This window comes from Stenotrophomonas bentonitica, from assembly GCF_013185915.1.
Lineage (GTDB): Bacteria > Pseudomonadota > Gammaproteobacteria > Xanthomonadales > Xanthomonadaceae > Stenotrophomonas > Stenotrophomonas bentonitica.
This window is the reverse complement of sequence record NZ_JAAZUH010000002.1, coordinates 813,216-832,905: the sequence shown is the minus strand read 5'-3', so window position 1 is coordinate 832,905 and position 19,690 is coordinate 813,216. Positions and strand designations below refer to the sequence as shown.

At 65.0% G+C, this 19,690-nt stretch carries 31 protein-coding genes and 1 tRNA gene; 9 read left to right on the top strand and 23 right to left on the bottom strand.

Going from position 1 to position 19,690, the window contains the following annotated elements; all coding sequences use genetic code 11:
• The 23 genes from HGB51_RS15075 to HGB51_RS14965 form a co-directional block, all read right to left on the bottom strand.
• A complete protein-coding gene (locus tag HGB51_RS15075) occupies window positions 1–594 on the bottom strand; it encodes a hypothetical protein (RefSeq protein ID WP_070206485.1) in 594 nt (197 codons plus the stop codon).
• 45 nt (window positions 595–639) lie between these two features.
• Window positions 640–1,575 carry a DUF2184 domain-containing protein gene (locus HGB51_RS15070; protein WP_070206484.1) on the bottom strand — a complete coding sequence of 312 codons (936 nt, stop codon included), beginning with the start codon at window positions 1,573–1,575 and terminating at the stop codon, window positions 640–642.
• A 12-nt stretch (window positions 1,576–1,587) separates the two neighbouring features.
• Complete coding sequence (locus tag HGB51_RS15065) at window positions 1,588–2,040, bottom strand: structural cement protein Gp24 (protein WP_070206483.1); 453 nt, start codon at window positions 2,038–2,040, stop codon at window positions 1,588–1,590.
• A 3-nt stretch (window positions 2,041–2,043) separates the two neighbouring features.
• Complete coding sequence (locus tag HGB51_RS15060; protein ID WP_070206482.1) at window positions 2,044–3,165, bottom strand: DUF2213 domain-containing protein; 1,122 nt, start codon at window positions 3,163–3,165, stop codon at window positions 2,044–2,046.
• Window positions 3,166–3,169: 4 nt separating this feature from the next.
• Window positions 3,170–4,957, bottom strand: coding sequence for an anti-CBASS protein Acb1 family protein (locus HGB51_RS15055; protein WP_070206481.1), 1,788 nt, complete (start codon window positions 4,955–4,957; stop codon window positions 3,170–3,172).
• Window positions 4,957–6,525 carry a phage terminase large subunit gene (gene terL, locus HGB51_RS15050; RefSeq protein WP_246233600.1) on the bottom strand — a complete coding sequence of 523 codons (1,569 nt, stop codon included), beginning with the start codon at window positions 6,523–6,525 and terminating at the stop codon, window positions 4,957–4,959. The genes HGB51_RS15055 and terL overlap by 1 nt, the downstream gene beginning before the upstream one ends.
• Entirely contained in the window at window positions 6,440–6,922 is a 483-nt protein-coding gene (locus HGB51_RS15045) for a terminase small subunit (RefSeq protein ID WP_070206480.1), read from the bottom strand. The genes terL and HGB51_RS15045 overlap by 86 nt, the downstream gene beginning before the upstream one ends.
• A gap of 287 nt (window positions 6,923–7,209) precedes the next feature.
• Window positions 7,210–7,389 (bottom strand): hypothetical protein, encoded by a 180-nt coding sequence (locus HGB51_RS15040; RefSeq protein ID WP_070206479.1) that lies wholly within the window; start codon window positions 7,387–7,389, stop codon window positions 7,210–7,212.
• Entirely contained in the window at window positions 7,386–7,862 is a 477-nt protein-coding gene (locus tag HGB51_RS15035) for a lysis system spanin subunit (RefSeq protein WP_070206478.1), read from the bottom strand. Before HGB51_RS15035 ends, HGB51_RS15040 begins: the two co-directional genes overlap by 4 nt.
• Window positions 7,859–8,113 carry a hypothetical protein gene (locus tag HGB51_RS15030; RefSeq protein ID WP_070206477.1) on the bottom strand — a complete coding sequence of 85 codons (255 nt, stop codon included), beginning with the start codon at window positions 8,111–8,113 and terminating at the stop codon, window positions 7,859–7,861. The genes HGB51_RS15035 and HGB51_RS15030 overlap by 4 nt, the downstream gene beginning before the upstream one ends.
• Window position 8,114: 1 nt before the next feature.
• Window positions 8,115–8,330, bottom strand: a complete 216-nt coding sequence (locus HGB51_RS15025; RefSeq protein ID WP_070206476.1) for a hypothetical protein — start codon at window positions 8,328–8,330, stop codon at window positions 8,115–8,117.
• Complete coding sequence (locus HGB51_RS15020; RefSeq protein WP_141738988.1) at window positions 8,327–8,824, bottom strand: hypothetical protein; 498 nt, start codon at window positions 8,822–8,824, stop codon at window positions 8,327–8,329. Before HGB51_RS15020 ends, HGB51_RS15025 begins: the two co-directional genes overlap by 4 nt.
• 5 nt (window positions 8,825–8,829) lie before the next feature.
• Entirely contained in the window at window positions 8,830–9,459 is a 630-nt protein-coding gene (locus HGB51_RS15015; protein WP_070206474.1) for a glycoside hydrolase family 19 protein, read from the bottom strand.
• Between the two features lie 15 nt (window positions 9,460–9,474).
• Window positions 9,475–9,549, bottom strand: a tRNA-Met gene (locus HGB51_RS15010).
• Between the two features lie 318 nt (window positions 9,550–9,867).
• Window positions 9,868–10,080, bottom strand: a complete 213-nt coding sequence (locus HGB51_RS15005) for a hypothetical protein (RefSeq protein ID WP_070206473.1) — start codon at window positions 10,078–10,080, stop codon at window positions 9,868–9,870.
• 91 nt (window positions 10,081–10,171) lie between these two features.
• Complete coding sequence (locus HGB51_RS15000) at window positions 10,172–10,732, bottom strand: hypothetical protein (protein ID WP_246233599.1); 561 nt, start codon at window positions 10,730–10,732, stop codon at window positions 10,172–10,174.
• Between the two features lie 177 nt (window positions 10,733–10,909).
• Window positions 10,910–11,428 carry a RuvC family protein gene (locus HGB51_RS14995; RefSeq protein WP_070206470.1) on the bottom strand — a complete coding sequence of 173 codons (519 nt, stop codon included), beginning with the start codon at window positions 11,426–11,428 and terminating at the stop codon, window positions 10,910–10,912.
• Window positions 11,410–11,805 (bottom strand): Ref family recombination enhancement nuclease, encoded by a 396-nt coding sequence (locus tag HGB51_RS14990; protein WP_070206469.1) that lies wholly within the window; start codon window positions 11,803–11,805, stop codon window positions 11,410–11,412. Before HGB51_RS14990 ends, HGB51_RS14995 begins: the two co-directional genes overlap by 19 nt.
• A 265-nt stretch (window positions 11,806–12,070) precedes the next feature.
• A complete protein-coding gene (locus HGB51_RS14985; protein WP_070206468.1) occupies window positions 12,071–12,610 on the bottom strand; it encodes a hypothetical protein in 540 nt (179 codons plus the stop codon).
• Window positions 12,607–14,079 carry a replicative DNA helicase gene (dnaB, locus tag HGB51_RS14980; RefSeq protein ID WP_070206467.1) on the bottom strand — a complete coding sequence of 491 codons (1,473 nt, stop codon included), beginning with the start codon at window positions 14,077–14,079 and terminating at the stop codon, window positions 12,607–12,609. Before dnaB ends, HGB51_RS14985 begins: the two co-directional genes overlap by 4 nt.
• Window positions 14,076–14,921 (bottom strand): hypothetical protein, encoded by an 846-nt coding sequence (locus HGB51_RS14975; RefSeq protein WP_070206466.1) that lies wholly within the window; start codon window positions 14,919–14,921, stop codon window positions 14,076–14,078. The genes dnaB and HGB51_RS14975 overlap by 4 nt, the downstream gene beginning before the upstream one ends.
• Window positions 14,922–15,192: 271 nt before the next feature.
• Window positions 15,193–15,642 (bottom strand): phage regulatory CII family protein, encoded by a 450-nt coding sequence (locus tag HGB51_RS14970; protein ID WP_070206465.1) that lies wholly within the window; start codon window positions 15,640–15,642, stop codon window positions 15,193–15,195.
• Window positions 15,643–15,792: 150 nt separating this feature from the next.
• A complete protein-coding gene (locus HGB51_RS14965; RefSeq protein WP_070206464.1) occupies window positions 15,793–16,020 on the bottom strand; it encodes a helix-turn-helix domain-containing protein in 228 nt (75 codons plus the stop codon).
• A 100-nt stretch (window positions 16,021–16,120) separates the two neighbouring features.
• Between HGB51_RS14965 and HGB51_RS14960 the strand changes: the two genes are divergently transcribed.
• The 9 genes from HGB51_RS14960 (at window position 16,121) to HGB51_RS14925 (ending at window position 19,516) form a co-directional block, all read left to right on the top strand.
• Window positions 16,121–16,576: a helix-turn-helix domain-containing protein gene (locus HGB51_RS14960; protein WP_141738987.1), complete on the top strand. Its 456-nt coding sequence runs from the start codon at window positions 16,121–16,123 to the stop codon at window positions 16,574–16,576.
• Window positions 16,577–16,581: 5 nt separating this feature from the next.
• The gene (locus HGB51_RS14955) at window positions 16,582–16,962 is read left to right on the top strand and encodes a hypothetical protein (RefSeq protein ID WP_141738986.1); all 381 of its coding nucleotides are present in this window, start codon (window positions 16,582–16,584) and stop codon (window positions 16,960–16,962) included.
• Window positions 16,963–17,036: 74 nt separating this feature from the next.
• Window positions 17,037–17,432: a hypothetical protein gene (locus HGB51_RS14950; protein ID WP_141738985.1), complete on the top strand. Its 396-nt coding sequence runs from the start codon at window positions 17,037–17,039 to the stop codon at window positions 17,430–17,432.
• Window positions 17,433–17,576: 144 nt separating this feature from the next.
• Window positions 17,577–17,999, top strand: a complete 423-nt coding sequence (locus tag HGB51_RS14945) for a hypothetical protein (protein WP_070206460.1) — start codon at window positions 17,577–17,579, stop codon at window positions 17,997–17,999.
• Window positions 17,996–18,208, top strand: a complete 213-nt coding sequence (locus tag HGB51_RS14940) for a hypothetical protein (protein WP_070206459.1) — start codon at window positions 17,996–17,998, stop codon at window positions 18,206–18,208. Before HGB51_RS14945 ends, HGB51_RS14940 begins: the two co-directional genes overlap by 4 nt.
• The gene (locus HGB51_RS20410) at window positions 18,205–18,333 is read left to right on the top strand and encodes a hypothetical protein (protein WP_256123580.1); all 129 of its coding nucleotides are present in this window, start codon (window positions 18,205–18,207) and stop codon (window positions 18,331–18,333) included. The genes HGB51_RS14940 and HGB51_RS20410 overlap by 4 nt, the downstream gene beginning before the upstream one ends.
• Window positions 18,330–18,575 (top strand): hypothetical protein, encoded by a 246-nt coding sequence (locus HGB51_RS14935; protein ID WP_070206458.1) that lies wholly within the window; start codon window positions 18,330–18,332, stop codon window positions 18,573–18,575. The genes HGB51_RS20410 and HGB51_RS14935 overlap by 4 nt, the downstream gene beginning before the upstream one ends.
• A 38-nt stretch (window positions 18,576–18,613) precedes the next feature.
• Window positions 18,614–19,138, top strand: a complete 525-nt coding sequence (locus HGB51_RS14930; RefSeq protein ID WP_070206457.1) for a hypothetical protein — start codon at window positions 18,614–18,616, stop codon at window positions 19,136–19,138.
• Between the two features lie 84 nt (window positions 19,139–19,222).
• Window positions 19,223–19,516: a KTSC domain-containing protein gene (locus HGB51_RS14925; RefSeq protein WP_070206456.1), complete on the top strand. Its 294-nt coding sequence runs from the start codon at window positions 19,223–19,225 to the stop codon at window positions 19,514–19,516.
• Window positions 19,517–19,690 lie beyond the last annotated feature (174 nt).

Genomic DNA, 19,690 nt, shown 5'->3' with positions numbered 1-19,690 from the left:
TCAGCCCTCGCCCTTCTTGGCTTCGGCCGCTGCAATGGCCTCCTGCAGCTTCGGCACGCCCCACGTGGCCTTGGCGGCAATGCCGAGCGCCTTGGCACGGGCGATCAGCGCATCCTTGTCGCCAGCATCCGCGGATCCGGAAGCACCACTCGTGCCGGTGCTGCCGCCAGCGTCGCCAGTTCCAGCACCAGTCTTCTTGGCTTCGGCCGCTGCAACGGCTTCGGACCGCAGCAGCTCGACGGCATCGGCCAGTTTGGCCTCGCGCACGGTGCCATCCAGCTCATTCCAGCCCTCGACCGACAGACCCGAAGCCGCGTGCGCATGCTGGACGATTTCCCCCAGCGACACGCCGGTGTCGTCGACCAGCAAAACATGCGCGGGCAGAAGGTCCGAGCCGAGCAGCGAAGGCGCAGGCGGCGGCGAATTGGCCGCAGGCGAACCGCCCACGGAGAGAATTTTCCCGTCCAGCCAGCCCTTCACTACGGCGTTGTTCTTGAGCTTGTCCCAGGAGGCGACGGTGGTCGGCTCGCCCGGGAGCAGCACCGTGCCGTCGGGCAGACCGATGGGGCCCTTGTGATGATTGGTGATCTTCATGCTGTGCTCCAGTGAGGCCCCGGCGCGTGGCCGGGGCCATTGCGGTCAGATGCCGTCCAGGTAGACGACTTCCTTGGGCAGGCGGACGTCCAGGCCACCCAGGCGCATCACGCCCGGGATATCCCAGCGCAGCGGGCCGCTCTGCCATGCCGGCAGGAAGCGGTGCGGCATGGGCACGTGCATCTTCATTACCTGCGCATCCTTGCGATAGGCCACCAAGCGCGTGGTGCCACCAACACCTGCGGTGTCCAGGCCGCGCTGGCCGCGCACGGTGAGCGGTCGGCCAAACTGGACCGTGTAGATGTTGTTGGCCAAGAACCACTGCAGCACGGTCATGTCGCTGTTGTCGCTCATTTTGCGGGTGGCGATGAGCTGGTACTTCGACCACGGCATCAACAGGGTGTCCGCCATCGAGGCAGTGTTGGTGCCATTGAAGACGTTGATCAGCGCCTGGTTCAGCGTGTTGACGATGAGCTGCGTGTCCGTATTCACGTCCCAACTGCCGGTCGGGGCTGCAACCGGGGTGACGCCGGCGGCATTGAACAGGCCGGTGAAACCCTTGGTGTCGTCGCCAAGCAGCGCAACGCGGTCCACCATCTCCTCAGATGCCTGGCGCGCTGCAGCAGCATCATCCGACTGCAGGTTGATGCCGAGGAGCTGAGCCCGGCCGATCTCCTCCCAGCCGAAACCGTAGCCGATGCCCGCAGTGTGCACGCCAGTCTGGTGCTGAGCGCGGGTGGTGCCGGCCTTGGGGATGTCGTCGGCGTTGCCGTTGATCCAGCCAGCCTTGCCGTACTGATCGGACGAGTAGTAGGTCACCGAGGTGGCGAACTCGCTACCCGAAGTATCGACGGGAACCAGATCGCGGTACTGGACGGACGGATAGACCGTCCGATAGATGCCCGGCTCGATGATCGAGGTCTGGGCGACGACGAAACCCAGTGCAGCCTGGGCGTCGAAGAGGGGGATTGCTCCATTCATGGGGTTGGCTCCTTAGCCGAGACGGACGACGGCCAGCTGACCGGCGGCGGTGGTGCTGGTGTCCCAGCGGGCGCCTGCAAGGGCGGTGTTGCCGGTGTCCACATTGGTGAACGTGCCGGCGCCGGTGACGTACACGGGGTCGCCGGCCTTAACCGCCACGGCAGCGGCGACCCACACGTCCCCCTTGGTGATCACACGGGCGGAGGTGCGCTGCGCGAAACTGTCGGGCACTCCGACACTGCCGACGGCAGAACGGTCCAACAGGGTGATTCCGACGAGCTTCAGCGCGCCGGTGCCGGCCAGGACGACTCCCTTGTCGGCGGTGCCTTGAGCAACAGCGCGGCCGAAGCCGATGCCCGGGGCGGTTTCCACGTCCCGGGAGATGATCGTGGCCGGCAACATGGTCGCCTGCGCGCCGAGGATGGCTGCCGGCGGAGTGTCCGGATAGGTGGTCTGCAGTGCCATGGCTTACGCCTCCTTCTGGTTGGCGGTGCGGTAATCCAGGCCGGCGACGGACGCGGCGTAGCCGTTGTCCTGCACCTGCTGGCGATAGGTGACCCGGTCGCCGAGCGCGACAGCCACCGGATCACGCGGCTTTGCTCCGTCGGCCAGGATGTCGAAACGCGCTTCGATGTAGGCCTCGGGCTTACCGGCCACCGCGGCATCGCCGAGCTTGCCGACGACGGCGGCCTTGCGGACTTCCGCATCGCTCTTTCCGGTGTAGTCGGTGTCATGGATGGCCTTGGCCTTGCCGATCAGGTCGCCACGGGCCTGCACGCGCTGGTCCAGCGCCGCATCGCTGAGAACCTGGCCCTTCAGCGAATCGATTTCAGCGTCCCGCTTGGCGATGTCAGCGTCCTTGGCCGCGATCACCGTCTCGTAGTTGGCGTTTGCGGTGCCCGCGGCGGTCTGCGCATCCTTCAGCTGCTGCTGCAGCTTGCTGATGGCCTGGGCGCCGGCGTCGTTGGTGACGACGGACAGCCCATCGACCAAGATGGTCTTGTCGCTCATGTGGTTCTCCTGGGATTGTGGATGGGCGCTTAGATCCGGAGCACCGGGGGTGCGCCCATCCCCGATGCGAAACTGAGAGCCGGCCCGGCCGCGCTGGACCAGAGCCAAGTGGTTGTTGCGAATGTTTCGCTGGACCGCGTCGTAGGGCTCGCCTTCCGGCGTCACCCCATCGGTCCAATCGATCTCCGACGAGTAACCCTGGGACAGCTCGCGCTTGCCGGCCTGGTAGTCCGCGATCGCGTCTTGGTCCATCAGCACCAGCGGGACGCGAACCCGGTTCTTGTCGTGCACTACCTCATCGCCCGTCTGACCAACGGCGTACTTCTTCCAGTTCTGAGCGTTCACCTGTTCCGGCGGATGGTCGTTGGTCATCGGCCGGTGCGCGAAGCTGCGCAGCGTTGCGTCGGAGAACACCTCCTCCGGCGGCCGATAGACCCGCACGTTCAGCAGGTCAGGTCGGCCCAGCTCTTCCCCGAGATAGGTCTGAATGCCGGTCCGCGCCACGTATGCATCGGCCACGAGGTAGCCGTCTGCGGTTCGGCGGGGCGCCGAAACCGGGACGTGATCAATCAGGTACATGAGGTCAGTCCTCTCGGAGTTCTTCGAAGAATTCCGGGCCGAGCACGATACGGCCTCGGTACGGCTCGACCTTCGAAAGGTCGATGGGCGCCTTGGTAAGGCTGATGTGCGGGGTGAACTCCGGGTAGTCGTGCGAGCCGCCCGCGCGGATGATGCTTTCGTGGCGCCAGCACAACTGCGACGACGCAAACAACAGCACCGCCGACATCCCACCAAGCGGCTCCACGGCGCGTGGGCCACCTTCCGGGATCACCAACTGGTCGGAACCGTCAGTTCCCCAGTCGTTGGCGTTGCCAGCCTTGATCCAGTCGAATGCCTGCCGCGAGTAGGCCACCGTCACATGCAGGTCGTCCCGCAGGTCGGTGAGGCCCTGTTCCCTCGCCCAAGCCTCGATGTCGCGCGTGTTCACCACCTTCCGGTGCACGTAGAGCGAACGGGGCTCGGCATCCACCACCACGCGTGGCGAGCCGCCCTCCTCCGGGTCATCTCCTCCCGATTCAACGCCGGCCGGATTTGCCTGTGTCCAGTCCAGCATCTCCGCTTCCAGGCCAGGCGCGACGCCAGCCTCGGTGAGCATGTTCACCGCAACGGTGGACATGACCTCATCCGGCAGAAGCCTCGTTTCGGCGATGGTCTTGATGGTATCGGCCGTGGTCTTGCCGATGGCCGCGCGCTCGGTGTCAGTCGTCTGCCACAGGCTGCGCCAGTTGTAGAACACCTCGGGCGGCCGGCTGCCCAGCGCCGAGCGAATCAGGCATTCGTCCAGCACCTGGAGCGCTGGCGTCAACACCAGTTCCTGCCCGGAACTGATCCGGTCGTAGTAGTTCCGCAGGTCGCCCTCGCCCGTGGAATTCAGCCCCGCCGGCGACTGACCCAGCAGGCGCGTCATCGGGATATCGGACGCGCCCGAGGAAAGTTGCAGGAAGGCCATCAGCACATCGGTGAGGCCGCCGAACTGGAGCTGCTTCTGCTCGTATTCTTCCTCGGCGTCCATCACCAGGGTGCCGTTGATCCCCTTGCCAATCGCGGCCAATTGCAGCCGGTTGAGGACCTTTGCCTCATAGCCCGGTTCGGCCAACTGCGACATGAAATTCGGGATCTTGATCACATCGACCTTCGCCTCGAACACCAGAGAAGCGATGTTGCCGGCCGTGGCGTCGGCGTCCTTGATGGCCTTGCTGATCGCCAGCAACACCGAGTCGCCCCAACCATCCCCTGCGTTCATTTCCGGGTCCGGCCGGACCGCGCCGTGCAGGAGCACCAGGCGTGACGGGTGGATCTTCAACTGGCCAGCAGTGCCGGAGCTGAGCGTGTAGTAGGCCGGCTGGCCATACCCCGGCGATTCCGGGTCGCGGTCCAGCTCGCCAGCCTGCAGCACGCGCTTGGACAGCACATTAATGTGGCGGATGCCGCCCTTGCCCAGGGCCTCCGGCTTCAGGGGCTGCATCGGATCGGCATGGCCGGTACCGATGTAGAGCGCGGCGCCCCCGGTGAGGCGAGCGCGGATCATCGCCAGCAGCAGCTTTTGTTGCAGCCCCAGGCGCTTCTCCTCCGCCTCCATCGCGGTGATCTGTTTCTGGTCGGCGCTCCAGCTGCGCCACTTCCGGCAGCTGTCCAGAGCCGGAATGTCGATCACCTTCCGGGCCAGCCAAGTGCCGCGATAGGCGTTCTCCGCGTCCTGCTCGGTGAGCATCGGAATGCCGTAGAAGCTCGACGCCGCCTTGTCGCGAGGCGTGCCCAGGTTGGAAACCAGGTTGACGAGGCCGTCCCTGATCTGTGCGATTTTGCCCATCAGAGTGCGTTCCCGAGATTGTAGGTGCTGCCCGTAGCCAGCTCAGCGAAGGCGCCGGACAGTGCGTCGACCTGATCGTCGTGCTTGGCGTTGGGGAATTCGGCGATCTCGTCCAGGAAGGTTGCTACCCACAGACCGTTCACCAGCTTGATGTTCCCGGCCTCGGCTTGAGCCTCGACTGGTGTTGCCCGAACCTCCTTGGATCCGGATTCCAGCACCGCCTTGACGTCCCAGCCGGCCAGCAGCTTCACTTGGTGAGCTGCATTGCTCTTGCCGGCGGCGCCGGGGTCCTGCGGTATCCGGACCTTGATGCCCTTCCCGTCCTGCAGCGCCGTGTTTTTCAGCATCCGCTCCACACCTGCAGGGGACACCTGGTCGCGGACCACATCGAGGACGTAATAGGTACCCCCGGTCTCTCCGAGCAACAGGCCTACGGTGGAGTCAGGATCGCTGCTGCTCTTCTCCTTCGGGTCGGTGGCGGCGAAGTCCCATCGCCGAACCTTTCGCGCCGACGCGATCGCCGGTGCCGCCTCTACCACCTCGAACCATTCCCGCTTGAACCGGCCGCCGTCGCGCGGCGTGGGCCGCTGCTGGTACTGGCCGGCGTATGCGTAGCTGCCCTTCGCACGCTTGAGCCTGTCGACGTCGGCGCGCGGGAAACGCTCCGGAAACAGAAGCTCGCCGTCCTCCGTGCGCGGGTCTTCGAAGAAGAGCTCTCCGTTCACGTAGGTGCGGCAGGGACCGCCCGTCTTCTTTCCGTCCTTGTCGACCCGCTCTGCCTCGAACTCCATCGGCAGATTCAGGTGGACGAACCCCAAGTCCAGCTCCAGCGCCACCGCTGCAACGTCCTGCTGGTGCAGGCGCTGCATGATGATCACCATCGCCGACGAGGTGATGTCATTGAGGCGGTCGGTGATGCCCTCCCGGAAGATCCTGACCGCTGTCTTGCGTTCTGCGTCGCTCTCGGCTGTCTCCGTCGAGTGCGGGTCATCCACTTTCACCCGGTCGCCGCGGCCGCCGGTCATTGAGCTGAAGGGCCTGGCCTCACTGAAGCCGTTCCCGGTGTTCTCAAATTTGCCCTTCGCGTTCTGGTCCCCGCGAAGCTTCATTGGCCACGCGGCCTGGTACTGGTCGCTCTCGACCAGGCGCCGCAGCTTCAGGTTGTCGCGCAACACGTTGGGCTGGCTGTAGGAGGTGGCGAGCATCTGTAGGTCAGGGCGGCCAACCGGGCCCCATTCCCACGCCGTCCAGAACACCAGCAGCAGCGACTTCATCATGCCCGGCGGCACGGTCATCAACAGGAACTGGATGTGCCCCTCGGTGACCGCTTCCAGATGCCGGCACATCGCGCGCAGTGCCCAGCCAAACTTCAGCGGCCTGGCCGGCTCTAGGATGTGCCAATGCTCGAGGATGAAGCCTTCCAACGTCTGCGACCGCGCCCGGATGCCCTCTACGTCTTCCGCGATTCGCTCCCTCTCGCGCTCAGCTGCCCTCCTCGTCCGCTCCGCCCGGATCTCCGCCAAAGTCGGCAAGCGGACCGAGGATCTTTTCAAGGCGGTCGAGGTCATTATCCGAGAGGTCCTTCAGGTTGTAGGTGCCCACGGCGCCTGAGTGCTGGCGCTTCTCCACAAGCAGGCCGGCCAGCTTTCCCTTGCCCATAGTGGCGGTGACCGCCGCGCTGGCCTGCTTTTCCTTCAGCGCCAGCTTCCGGGCCTGCTCCAGCTCGGCCATCAGGCTATCCACCGTGACCTCGGCCTTCTTGGCCATCTTCTGCTGGCCGACGCGCACCGCCGCCTGGATCCGTGGCTCGGTGAGGAGCCTGGAGCCCTGCTGCTTCGCCGTTTTCTCGCTATACCCGCTGCGGATGGCGGCTTGGGTGCCGTTCTGGTCCTTCAAGTATTCCTGCACGAACCGCTGCTGCTTGGCCGTCAGCGGGGCCGCGCGGACTGAGGTCTTCTTGGCCATGGTTACGGACGGAAATCCTGCAAGTGGAACGGTGCTCGATGGGAGGTCAGGATTCGCAGCAACCCGGCCGCTAAGCCGCGCTGAACACCGGGGTCTGGAGGGGGGGGAACGTCCGTCCCCGAAGCGACGCAGGTAATTCGGAACGCACCTGATACAGACCACCCACAGGAGACGCTTCACCAATGCACATCAGCATCAGTCCCGACTTCATCCACTTGGCCACGGGCCTTGTGATCGCTCTCACCTGGTTGATCGAGGCAGTCAACCGCCGGCGGCGCAGGAGGTAATCAGCCGAAGAAGCCACCCCAGTACAGCAGCCCAATCATCACCACGGATCCAACCACTTCGCCCCATGCGCTGTGGTTGTCCACCTCACGGGCCTTGGCAGTACCGTGCCGGCCGATCTCAAGACCGAGGCTGACGAACATCAGCCCTAGGACGATGATCTGTGGCCAGCCGATGGTCACGGTGTCACCTCGGCTCGGTCTGCGGCGACTACGGCTTGGCAGGCGCGGAGCTGGTCGTCGGCGTCTCGCCCGATTCGAACAATTCGGCCCGCAAACTCTGCTCGCCGCTGGGCTGCCTCATCACGTTCGCGGGTGCTGGAGATACCGTCGGACAGACGCTGGGTTTCACAGCTTGCCCACCCATCGCGCAGCCGGAGGCGGTCAGCACGCAGGTCAGCCACAACAGCATCAGGGACGGCCTCGGCCGCAGCCCGGTCTTCTTCATGCTTCGCTCCGATGGCGGCCATGGTCGCGGCCTGGTTCTGCTCTGTGGCGCGGGCCTGGTTCACCTGGTCCACTACCGCGGTTGCCTGGGCCGTCTCCTTCTTGGACGCCTTGAGGTCGGCGCCCCGCTCGGTGAAAGTGGAGCCGGCCCAGAACACCAGACCGGTCCAGATGGCGAGGCCTGCAGCTGCCGCGATCAGGCGGTTCACGCGCCTTCGATCCGGCGGCCGATGCTGATCGGCGATTCGACCACCTCGTCCACGTAGAAGAAGCAGGCCTTCAGCTCCATGGCCAGGTCCGCTACCCAGCACCACAGGTGAAGAGCCGGCACCTTCGGGGTGCCCGTGACCTGTTCATCGCTGTCCACGCGCAGCCAAGCGGGGACGCCGAACAGGCGGCCTTCATGGGTCATGCCGGCATCTGCCGCTTCCTGCTCGGTGATGTAGATGAGCTGTCGCATATCAGGCTCCAGAGCCCCTGCGGGCCATGCCGAAGAAGTAGCCAATGACCATGCCAGTGGCATTGTTCAGGCCGCCAACCAGTTGGCTGAAGGCGTCTTTGTTCTCTGCCGGGATTGCGACCGAAACCAAGGCGGCCATGGCCAGCCCGAGCATGGTCAGCACCAGCACGGCGATACCGACTCGGGCAGCGCCGACGTTGCGCGTCGCGAAGGTCATACCGCGCTCCCAGAGGCACCCATCACCAACCGCATTACCAGCCGGCTGACAGCTCGCTTGTCCCGCACGGTGGCGGTGCTGAAGTGATCCCAGCGGAAGTCCTGGATAACCGCACCGAACTCCAGCCAATTACCCATGCGCGCGGCGGCCCACAGCTCGTTGCTGTCCCTGACCAGCTCTGCGCCCATGATGTCAGCGATCGCGATGATGTAGGGCATAGACCGCCGCATTTCCGGATGCAAGGCCAGCAGCTCGAAAACCCTGCCGCGCAACACTTCCTGCGCCTGCATCAGGTCTTCCGTCAGTTCCAGCGTAGCTGCCCGCTCGCTCTGCGTGCGGAGCTCGATTGCTCGCCCGAAGCCGAGCCGCAGCACGTTGCGCGCGTCCCGCCTGGGGCGCGGAGTCCAGCCCCACACTTCCTTCAACAGCACCACGGCTTCGCCGAGGGACTCCTGCTCGGCCTGCAGCAGCGTCGCGTCGTCCAGATCTGGCATCCCGGTCATTCCTTGATGCCGAACAGCTTCTTGGCCTGGGCCAGCTTGATCGCTCGGTCGGCCAGCCCATTGAGGCCTCCGTTCACCTTGAGAGTGCTGCCCTTCAGGTCGTCCCGCCGCGCCGGCTCACCGCAGCCGCGCCACACCCAGTACCAGCCGGCAGCGAGCGCTGCGTCGGGCAGCCGCTCCAGCATGGTCGGATCCCGCACCACCCGATCATCGCCGTACATGGCTTGCGAGTAGGCGGCGACGTTGGCGCGGCCCGTCAGGTGAATCAGGCTGCGTCCCGGGAAGCGTGCACCGTCACCGGACTGCGTGTTGCCCAGTTTTGCCGCGCCCCACGCGCCACCGTAGATCGCTTCGGCGATCCCGTCACGGCCGCGCGCGACGATGGCCTGGGCCTGTACCAGCGTCTTCAGGCCGTTGCGTCCAGGGAAGACCTCGAGGAGGCGCTGCGCGCTGTAGCCGAGATTCTCCCGGACGCGGGTAAAGCCCTGCGACTCGACTGCCATGTGCGCCAGGAAGTGAGCCTTTTCCAGCGCCGGCACGATGCCGAACCGGATGCATGCTTCTTCCAGCGCCTGGGCGTACCTGCCGGCGCCCATGGCGGCCGCGACTGTCTCGGTGCTCACCATGGCGTCTCCGTCGGTTGGTAGCAGCGGCCCGATTCGAACGGGTGACCTCCGGGTTATGGGCCCGGTGAGATGCCGCTTCTCCACGCTGCTGTAGGGTGCCCGCCCCTCGACCGGTCTCTTCGACAGTTCGTGGTTGGTCCGGGGGGCTGCGGGCGTAGAAAGCCGATCACCACCGCTGGATAGGCACCATAGCCGGGGTCATGGACCCGGCCGCTCTCCGCCCTGGAGTATTGGTGCCGGCCCGTGTCGCCCCGCGGCGAGGTGTTCAGGCCTGGTCGCTCGGTGGTCAATCGGTATTGGGGCCAAGAACGCAAAAGCCCCGGCGCAGGGCCGGGGCTTCAGGTACAACTCTTGACAGTGGCAGAATCATGCAGATTGCTTACGTCACTGTCAAGCCGGGCAGCTGGTTCATCGCGCCGTGATGCTCTCCAGATCCACGATCACCTTCATATAGGCCGGATTTCCTCGCACCGACCGGCCTCGAAGGTTCTGAAGGAATTCCTGCTTCTGTGCGGGGTTGAGGGTCATGATCAAAGCTTCAAGCCCAGCCTTAAGGGCCAAATTCTCGGAACCGAGATCGAGGACGCTGGTCGCTTGACCGGGCATTGGGGTGCTGGACATCTATCGCTCCTTGCGGTTGTTGGAGCCATGAGAATCGACCAGCGCAGTGACGAGTTCAAGCTGCAGTGCGGCGAGCCAAGCGAAGGCCGCGCTAGGCGGCTAAGCGACCACGAAACCACTCCGTTGCCTTGGCCAGCTCGTAGCGGTATTGCCGCAGTGTCAGTAGGCCACCGTACTGCTCAGCCACCATTCTCGACTTCACTGTCTGGCTAGCCGAAACCGTATATTCGGTACGCACGATCAGTGCCCGAAGGGGGAATTGCCGCGCCATCGACGCCAGCGCCCGGTCCACCCAACGCAGCTCGTCCGGGGTGCCGGTATCCACGGCGATCTCCGGATTGTCGTGGGGATGGTCGGCATCGTTGGATGCCCGAACCGGGTCCACCGCCCACATCGGCAGCGTGGCCATGCCTTCGACCCCACTGCGGGCGGCCATGAAACGGCGGCGCTCTCCGCCGTCACGAGCGACTAGGTCGCGTGCGGCCCGCTCCCGAGTCAGCGGGGCGTGGTCCCGCACCTTGTCCAGCACGTGCACGCTGCGGTCGGCGCGGCTCAGGGCGAAGCGGTTCACCTGGGCATGGCCCCAGCGGCGGAGTTCTTCGGTCAGGGGGTCAGTGCTACGCATCGCGAAGTTGCTCCAGTACTTGATCATCGAATCGAAACGCCGGCAGCTTGCCGTCGGTGTCGCAGGTGGCCACCCGGTCGGACCACCCTTTGCAGTGGAAGCCGGCCTCGCCTTGGCTGCGGAAGGAGCAGACCGCGCACCGGCCGTGCTTCTTCAGGTAAGACCGGTACCGCTTTCGGAGGCGGATCTCGGCGACGTCCCCCGTCATGCCGCCTTGCCCAACGCAACCTGGTGCGCAGCCCATAGGCCGATCATCAGGGCGTCGGCGCGCCCGTCATCCTTCTTGCGGGTCAGGTAATGCGCGGCCGCCGGGAACCGCTGGCTGGCCAGCAAGCGACAGGCGTCCTTGTCTTGGCCGACCAAACCGAAGCGGCGCTTCCAGCTCAGCGGTTCTGCCCGGATCGTGGTAATCCCCAGCAGCTCCAGCACGGCCTTGGCCTTGCCGTAGTTGTCGCCGAAGTTCATTGACGACTGAGCGCCCTGCTTCCGGCCATGCGCCGGCATCGCCCGGACCCGTTCGATGCAAGCCAGCACCTCGGCGCCCGGGTGGGCTGCTCGCTGCTCGCGCAGGAACACTGCGATGGCGCGGGAGTCGATCTCGGTTCGGCCGTCGACCTCCATGGTGGGCATATCCAGCACGGCGCATGGGAAGCCGTCGGCCAACGCCGCTACCGCGCCTTTCAGGCCCGGGTCAATTGCAAAAATCAGGCGACTGGTCGCCATGAGGTCTTCTCCAGGTGCAGTTCGATCAAGGTGTTCTGCAGGTCCAGCAGGTAATCGTCGTTGCCAATTTCCTGACGGAAGCGACGTGGCTGCTTGGCATAGGACGGGCCGAACAGCTCCTCGCACCTGGCCACCGACATGCCGCCGAACGGCTCCCCGCGGTGCGACCACGGATTCAGGCCGATGGTGAAGTCGTGGCCCCGGCGCCTCTGGCCGTGCCGCCCCCCAACGGTCAGGTGGTGGACCTCCGCCGGTACCGGCGTTTCCCCGAAGCTGATGCCCAAGGTCCTGGCCACGATGCAGCCGATATCGGTGATGGCGTCCATCCGAGCCTGCTGGACGATGGTGGGCTTGCCCGTGGAACGGCCGCGCCTCATGATCGAGCCTCACCACACGCAAACAAGGACCGTTCCAATGCCGTTGTATCCACACGAAGAAGCGCTGCTAGCCTCTCTGGACGCCGTAGCAGCTGGGCAAGTGCCCAACACCGCTCCATCGCTGAGTGATCTTGAGAGCTGGGGCTTAGCCAATGTTGACCCCATCGGGCTGACCGGTCTCGGCCATCAGGTTCGCGGCGAGCTTCTGGCGAAGAAGCTGACCCCCGTGCCAAGCAAGTCCATTTGGAAACCGTAATTTTCTTGATCAAGCGGCTCTCCTGTTCTGGCCGGCCATCTGCCAGAACTCCGCGCGCACGTCGTCCAGCATGACGTGCGCGTAGGCGTTGCCGATGTGCTGGGTGATTCCGTCGAACAGCACCCGGAAGCGGTCCTGATCCATTTCATCGAAGGACAAGCTCTCCGCCTGCTTCACCATCAAGCGACCGACGCCGGGAACCTCGATCTCGATCTCGTCGCAGCAGGTGCCTGACTCGCGCTGCAGCCGCTTCACCGCATCGTGGCTCTGGATCTGCTCCCAGCCCTCGACGTTGTCCACCACTAGCTGCCCGATCTTGTGGATCAGTCGGTGCTGCCAGCCCTCTCGCGGCTGTTTCAACTCGGCGCGCACCTCGCGGCCAGTGTGGAAGTTTCGCTCCCGCAGCAGACGCGCATCCACGTCGTGGGCGGGAACCAGGGCACCGACCAGTTCGCCAGTGTCGGGGTCGACCAGCTTCTTCACGGTCAGGTAGACCGGTCGGCGCGCGCGCTTCGCCCGGATCTTCTTGGCTGCAGCTGTGAGGGTCATGGCGCATCGCCCGCTTGCGGGAGGAAGCCGGCCAGGCCTCGACGCTTCGCTGGTGCCTTGCCAGCCGCAGGCGCACTGGCCGCGCTCTCCTTCGGGCGCCACCACTCCGGCAGGTTGGAAAACCGGAAGTAGCCCGGTTCGTACAACACCCGCGCCATGCCCGGGGCGCCGTCCCGCTGGATGGCCACGATCAGCTCCGCTGTGCCATCCCATCGGCTGTCCTTGTGGTAGATCTCGTCGCGGTAGATGAAGATCACGGCGTCGGCGTCCTGCTCGATCGAGCCAGAGTCGCGCAGGTCCGCCACGATGGGGCGCTTGTCCCCTACCCGCTTCTCGACGTCGCGATTGAGCTGGCTCAGCAGAAGCACCGCCACGTCGATCTCGCTGGCCAGCAGCTTCAGTGCCCGGGTGATATCGCCTATGCCGGAGGCGCGGTTGTCGCCGGAGACGTGCATCAGCTGCAGGTAGTCGATGACCACGACGCTCAGTGCGGGGTCCTGCGCTTTCATGCGTCGGACCTGGGCGCAGACGTGCTGCACCTTGGCCGTGCGCGGACGGCTGATGCGGATGGCAGCCTCACCGATGCGACGGGTCCAGTCCGCCGCGTTCTGCCAATCGATCTCGTCCAGCTCGCCGCGGCGGAGCTTGCTACCGCTGATTCCGGCCTTGTTGCAGAGCATCCGCTTGCCCAGCTCTTCCGGCTTCATTTCGAAGCTGAAGAACGCCACCGAGCGCTTCGCCTGCAGAGCAACCTGCTCGGCGATGTTCTGCGCCAGCGTCGTCTTGCCCATCTTGGGACGGGCAGCCACCACGTACAGGCGGCCAGGCTGCAGCCCATCCAGCACCGCGTCCAAGTCCTCCATGCCGGTGGACAACCCGCTGATTCCACCGGGCAGCGCGGACGCGCGGCTCAGTTGGTCGAACACCCTGGCCATAACCGGCGCCACCGGTTCGAGGTCGCACGGTTCGTTGTCCAGCAGCCCCCCGATGCGGCTTTGGGCCTGACCAACCAGGTCGAGGGCGCTACGCCCTTCCGGGCTGTAGGCAGCGTCGATCAGGTCGTGCCCGGCGTAGATCAGCGCTCGCAGCTTCGCCTTCTCGGCCACGATCTCGGCGTATGCAGCGATGTTCGCCGCCGAGGGCGTGGTGGTGGCCAGCTCCACCAAGTAGCTTCCCCCCCGCACGAGATCCAGCTTGCCGCGAGATTCGAACCATTCGCCGAGCGTGACCGGATCGAACTCCACGTTCCGTGGCATGTCGACCATGGCCTGCCAGATCAGCCGGTGGTCGGCCCGGTAGAAGCTCTCGGCACTCAGCAGGTCGGCAACATCGTCCCACGCGCGGTGGCGCAGCATCAGGCCTCCCAGTACCGCCTGCTCGGCATCGACGCTGTGCGGCGGCAGGCGCAGGCTCTGCTGGTCCTGGTAGAGGCCGGCCAGGCGGTCCACCTCGTGCTCGCGGCCGGTCATGCTGCAGCCTCCGACGCGGCGCGATCAGCCAGCTTGGCGATGACCGTTTCCCGCAGCAGGTACTCGAAGTCCGGTCGCCAGTTTTCGTGCGGCGCAGTGTAGGGCCCGTTCCCGTTGTGGAAGTCGTCGCCGGCAGCCGTCTCGAAGTAGGCTTGCCAGAACTGCGGCGTGACCTTCTCGCTGCCGAACATCGCCTGACACAGCTGGCGCACGGTCGGCAGGGCCTTCTCCACGGCCTTGAGGCGCGGCTTGTTGACCACGGTGCAGGCCGGCAACTGACCGTTTGGCTTGGCCAGGACGTCGTTGTAGGCGGCGCGGGCGTCCTCGAAGATCTGGCGTATCCGGTCTGCTCGTTTTGCCTTGAGGTCAGCAGGGGCAGACGGGTCGCCCGTCAGCGCCAGCTGCGGGGACGACTCCGAGCGAAGCGAGGAATGCTCTTTCCCTTCCTCTCCACTCCCCTCCTCTCCCTTCCCTTCCGGGGGTGAGGGCTCGTCGAGTGCTCGACGATCATCCTTCGAATAGCGCGGATGCTTGAAGGTCGGACGGTCGATTTTCTGGTGCTTCTTCCAGCCAGTGACGTGCAGATAGTCCTTGCCAGCATTGCTGTAGAAGGCAATGAGGGAATTCGACGAGAGCTCGTCGAGCATTCGCTGCACGTCCGTCGAGGAGATGTCGTCGCCGGGGAAGATCTCTGCCTTCACCGTCTTCGCGCTGGCAACGTGGTTGCCGCCGTCGTCGCAGAAGTTCCAAAGTCCGATAAAGAGCAGCCGAGCCATCGGCGAGCACTCCATAACCTGCTCGCTGGACCAGAACTCGGGCTTGATAGAGCGGATGCGGGCCATCACACCCCTCCCAGAAGATCAGGTGCAGCGTTGCCGGCGCGGCGCGCCTCGGCTCTGGCCTGCTCCTTAGCACAGCGGCAGCGGTGCTCCGCGCGCTCGGCGTCGGTCATCGGCTGGCTGCGGGCAATCACGTCCAGGCAGCATTGCAGCTGCCGGAGAACATCGGGTCGAGCATTCATGGGGTGTCCCCCTCGTTGGGCGGACACCCATGCTGTAGCACGGGCGCGCCATTTGCGTGCCGTAACCACGCCCAAGATTCGGGCAGTTACGTTCATACCCCGCCCCGCTCCGCTGCTGCGTCTGCATGCTGACCGACCTGCGCGATCGCGGCCATCACCTGCGCGCAGGCGCGGCCGACGGCGTCGGCTTCATTTGGGGTGACGCGGCCATCTGCCAGTGCGTCGGCGATGACCTGGGAAAGGTCGCCCTTCGCGGCAGCCGCTGCCAGCAGTGCCCCGATCATCGAGCCGCCGTCCGGAGCGTCCACCCGCTGCAGCACGAAACCATGGCTCGCCGCCAGGGCATGCAGGATCCGGTAGTCGCCGGCCTTTCCCATCAGCTCGTCTGCCTCCTGCAGGCTGAGCAGGTTGCGGTCGGTATTCGGGTTGACCTTGGCGCGAAGTGTTGCGGCGGACAGACCCTTGCTCATGCGGGGGGCGAGGGACTCGCTGCCACCGGGGTATTCGTGGACGGTGTCGTAGGCGGCGTCGGAGACATTCATGGGCGGACTTCTCGTTTGGAGACTGCTGGGCAGCGGCGGCGCACGATAGGCGCCATGGAGACGATCAATTCAGGGAAGAGGCGCCCCGCCCAGCCGTTTGTCCGCGGTCACCACACACACGGGCAGGCTGGGACGGGGCATGGAACTGGCTCATGCGGCGACGCCGTTGGGGCTGCTGTCGTTGGCGGGCATGGGGCCGAAGACGTCGGTGCGAGTGATCCGGGTCAGCGGAGGAATGCCGCGGCTCTTCCAGTTGTGAACTCGCTGGACCCCGCCTGGCATATCGAAGCCAAGGGCACGGGCAACGACGGCCGGTCCGCCCAGTTGATCGATCAGCTGGGCGTCGGGGTGCACTTCGATCACGGATTTGGCGTTCATAGGCGCATTACACGTCATGTTTAATCGACAGTCAACATCACGTGTAACAACGCCGTGTTTAGTAACAGGACAATGGCGCATGGCATCCATGCACCCCTCCATGAAGCGTCTGTACGACGCCGCCCAGTGGCTCGGCACCCCAATCTCGGGTCAGTCGGAGCTAGCCCGTGCCCTCGGGCAATCGCCGCAGACCGTAAAAAACTGGGAGTCCAGAGCTACCGGCGTCAGTGCTGCGGGGGCCTCCAAAGCCCAGCAGGCCTTGGGTATCAGCTCGACTTGGATCCTCGAAGGGTCGCTCCCGATGTTCGTCGGCGGCGACAGTCCGAGCCAGTCTCAGCCTGCGGGACTGCAGCGCACCATCATCGCCACCACGGTGAGGTTGATCGACTATGTGGACGACATGGTCCTTGATCCCATCCCCGACGAAGATCGTGACAGGCTGATCGACGTCGCTACAGCGGAGGTCATTGAACGCTGGGCACAGGGGATTGATGGAGAGAAGGATCTGGCCGCCGCAGGACGAAACGTCATCGCCAGGTTCCGATCAGGAGGGTGAGATTGATGTCGGTAGGCGAGCGTGAGATGAAGGAAATGGCGGCTGCCGTGGCGTCTGCCATGGGGGTAAGGACAGGGAAGCGGGCCAGGCGCCTGACGGTGGTAAGCGCCGACGGCCCGACACAGGGACTCAACGCTCTGCAGCGCGATGTTCTCTACGCCCGGATCAGAGATCTGGGCAATATGTACTGGCTCATGTGGCTAGTTCGCCAGGAAACCGCTCACGTCAATGGGATCATCGAGTGCCTGACAGATGCCGAGCTCGACGCTTTGCTTGGGAAGATGGAACTGGGCCGCGAATGCCGGGTCGAAGGCATCGCTTTCGATGATGCCGGGTTGGTTCGCGGCACAATCGACGTAGGGATTGAACAGGAGAACTGGGGATGAGGCGAATCGTAAGTAACCGCCGCGGAGCAGTGTTGGCACTCACGCTCGTAGCCATTGCGGGAACTGGTTGCTTCATGCCGACCAAGCAGCCCGATGCCGCCGTGGTGCGCCCTGCACCGGCGGACCGCCTGTTCGATTTGCCGCCTCAGGGAGCTGAAACGGGGACGGTGGTCGTCACGAGGGACGTCGGCGCCGTAGGGAGCAAATGCGCGATTGGCGTCATGGTTGACGAGCAGATCGCAGCCCACCTCAACATTGCCGAGTCGGCATCATTCGACCTTCGACCAGGCCGTCACCTGCTCACTGTCACTGGCGTAGATGGTCCCGGCCTTTGCTCCCTTAACAGCTCGAAGGCTACCCTCGCCCGCCGGCGATCTACCGAGGTGTTCGTCGAAGCTGGGGTCACCCGGAAGTACCGTCTCACCTTCCCTTCAGTGGAGTCCCCACCAGTTATCGAAGCGACCTTCTGACGCGCTTCATCCCGAGCGGCCCCAACCCCTCGGGATTTTTTTTGTCCAATTTTTAAACATGGTGTTGACTTAGGTATTAAACGGGGTGTTTAATGCGCCAACGCCCCAGCATCCTCATTCCGAGGCAGGGCGACGGAGACCGTCATGGACCAGCCCGCCAGCAAGACCCCTCTCTCGGCCCACCCGGCCGAAGACATCCGCTTTCAGCGCCACATCGCCATCATCCTCCGCGCCCAGCTGCTGAACCACGGCCTGGACATGCCGGGCTGCGAGGTCGCCTACCTCGGCGCCCACTGGGCCACTAACGGCAACTGCGAGCTGGCTTGGGAGGCAGCCCGCCGACATCAGCTGCAGATGCTGGGCGACGCAACCGACATCGTGCCGACCGGCCGGGATGCCCGCAGCGACCGCTCGGGCATGTCTTCTGCCGAGCTGGAACGCCGACGCACCGCGCGCCAGGCGCTGATCCACAAGGCTCGTGCTCTGGTGAATCCCTTCGCCGTGCAATCCCGGCAGGGCGATGGCGAGCTGCTGCTTGGCAACGCCGACCTGGAGCGAGCCGCATGAGCGCCCAGATCCTCTCCTTCCCCGTTCGCGATGAAGCCTCGCGCTATCGCCTCCAGAGCGTGCGCCAGATGGCCGCGCGGGCTGGCGCCGACGTGCACAAGGTGGAGCTGGAGTTCATCGCCGCCGGCTGCACCAAGGACGCCCAGAACAAGCTGTCCGAGCGCTACCGCCGCCGGTTCTTCCATACCGATGGCCCGGAGGCCGCATGAACTTCGAAAAGCTCATCGCGGAGGAGACCGCCGGCATGTCGCGCGAATTCGCCTTCTACGGCGCGGTCATCGGGCTGGTCCTTGGCGTCGTTGGCACGCTGGTGGTGCAGGCGTTGCTCGCATGACCCGCGCCCGCCTCCTGATCCTGCTGCCGCTCTTAATCGCTGCCACCTGCTGCGGAGTCTCCGCCGCCGGCGCCGCGCTGGCTTTCATGGCGGACAGCTACGGCGGAATGCTGCTGGCCCGCGCCATCCTGGCCGGCCTGGTCTACCTGACGACGCTGGAATGGATCCGGGCTGAGCAGGCGCTGCGTTCTGGCAGCAGCGCTGCTGATCCGGTCCCGGCCGTCCCCTGCGACCTGCAGTAACCACTGCCGGCGTGGCCGGCCCTACCTACGAGGTTCCCATGTTCCATCTGGACAAAATCCCCGCCGTGATCAGCAACCTCAACGTGCGCATCGAACGGCACGGAGAGGAGCGCGCGCTCGCGGTCGACGTCACCTTCGTCACCAGCACCAGCAACACGGTGCTGGACCACTTCGACAAGGAGCTCCGCAAGTCTCTGTTCCGCAAGCCGAAGGCGGGCGAGCAGCAGTCGCTGCCGTCCATCGGTGAGCACCTGACCGAAATCAAAATCCCGAGTTTGGAGCCGCTCAAGGTCGGCCACGAGTTCAAGGGCTTTGAACTCCAGATCGACGGCGAGCTGGAAGGCACGCAGCCCATCTTCTTGGTCGACGTGAAGCTCAAGAAGTTCGTCATCGCCCCGAAGGAAGGCGGCAGCGTGGAACTGGCCTTTAAGGCATCGGCCAATGTCGATCCGGACGAGGTCGCAGAGCTCACCGAAGCCCTGATCCGCGAGTCGGTGGTGCTGTCGCTCCAGCCCGGCAAGGCAAACGACGAAGCCCAGCAGAAGGAAGACCTGGCTGCCTGATCCCCCTGCCCTGCGCTGCCCCCTGTTGCGCAAGGCTGACAGCCTGGAAAGACGGGCAACCCTCTATCCGCCCTGGAGCACAACATGACCAGCACCATCCCGGCCACCGGCCGCATCCAGCTGTTCGACGTCGACAGCTCGCAGATCCACAGCATCGGCCACGACGCAGACACCAATACCCTCGCCATCTGCTTCAAGCGCGGCACTGGCGCTGCGCGCGGCCCGGGCTCGGTCTACCACTACCAGAACTTCAGCGCCGACGAGTTCGAAGCGTTCAAGAACGCCGAATCCATCGGCAAGCACTTCGGCGGGTTCATCAAGCCGTTCCCGGACAAGTACCCGTACCACAAGGTCGCCGAGCAGCAGCAGGCCGCCTGACCGACCACGGAGAGGTATGCGCAGGCTGATGCGCAGCTACGGTCCGCCTGATTTGCCCCCGGCAACAGATTCAGCCGGGCCACTGCCGAATGGGTGACGTCCCTCCGGTAAGGACCAAGAAAACACCGCAGGCAAGCCGGGGATCAGCACCGGCCCTCTCCACCCACTTCAATA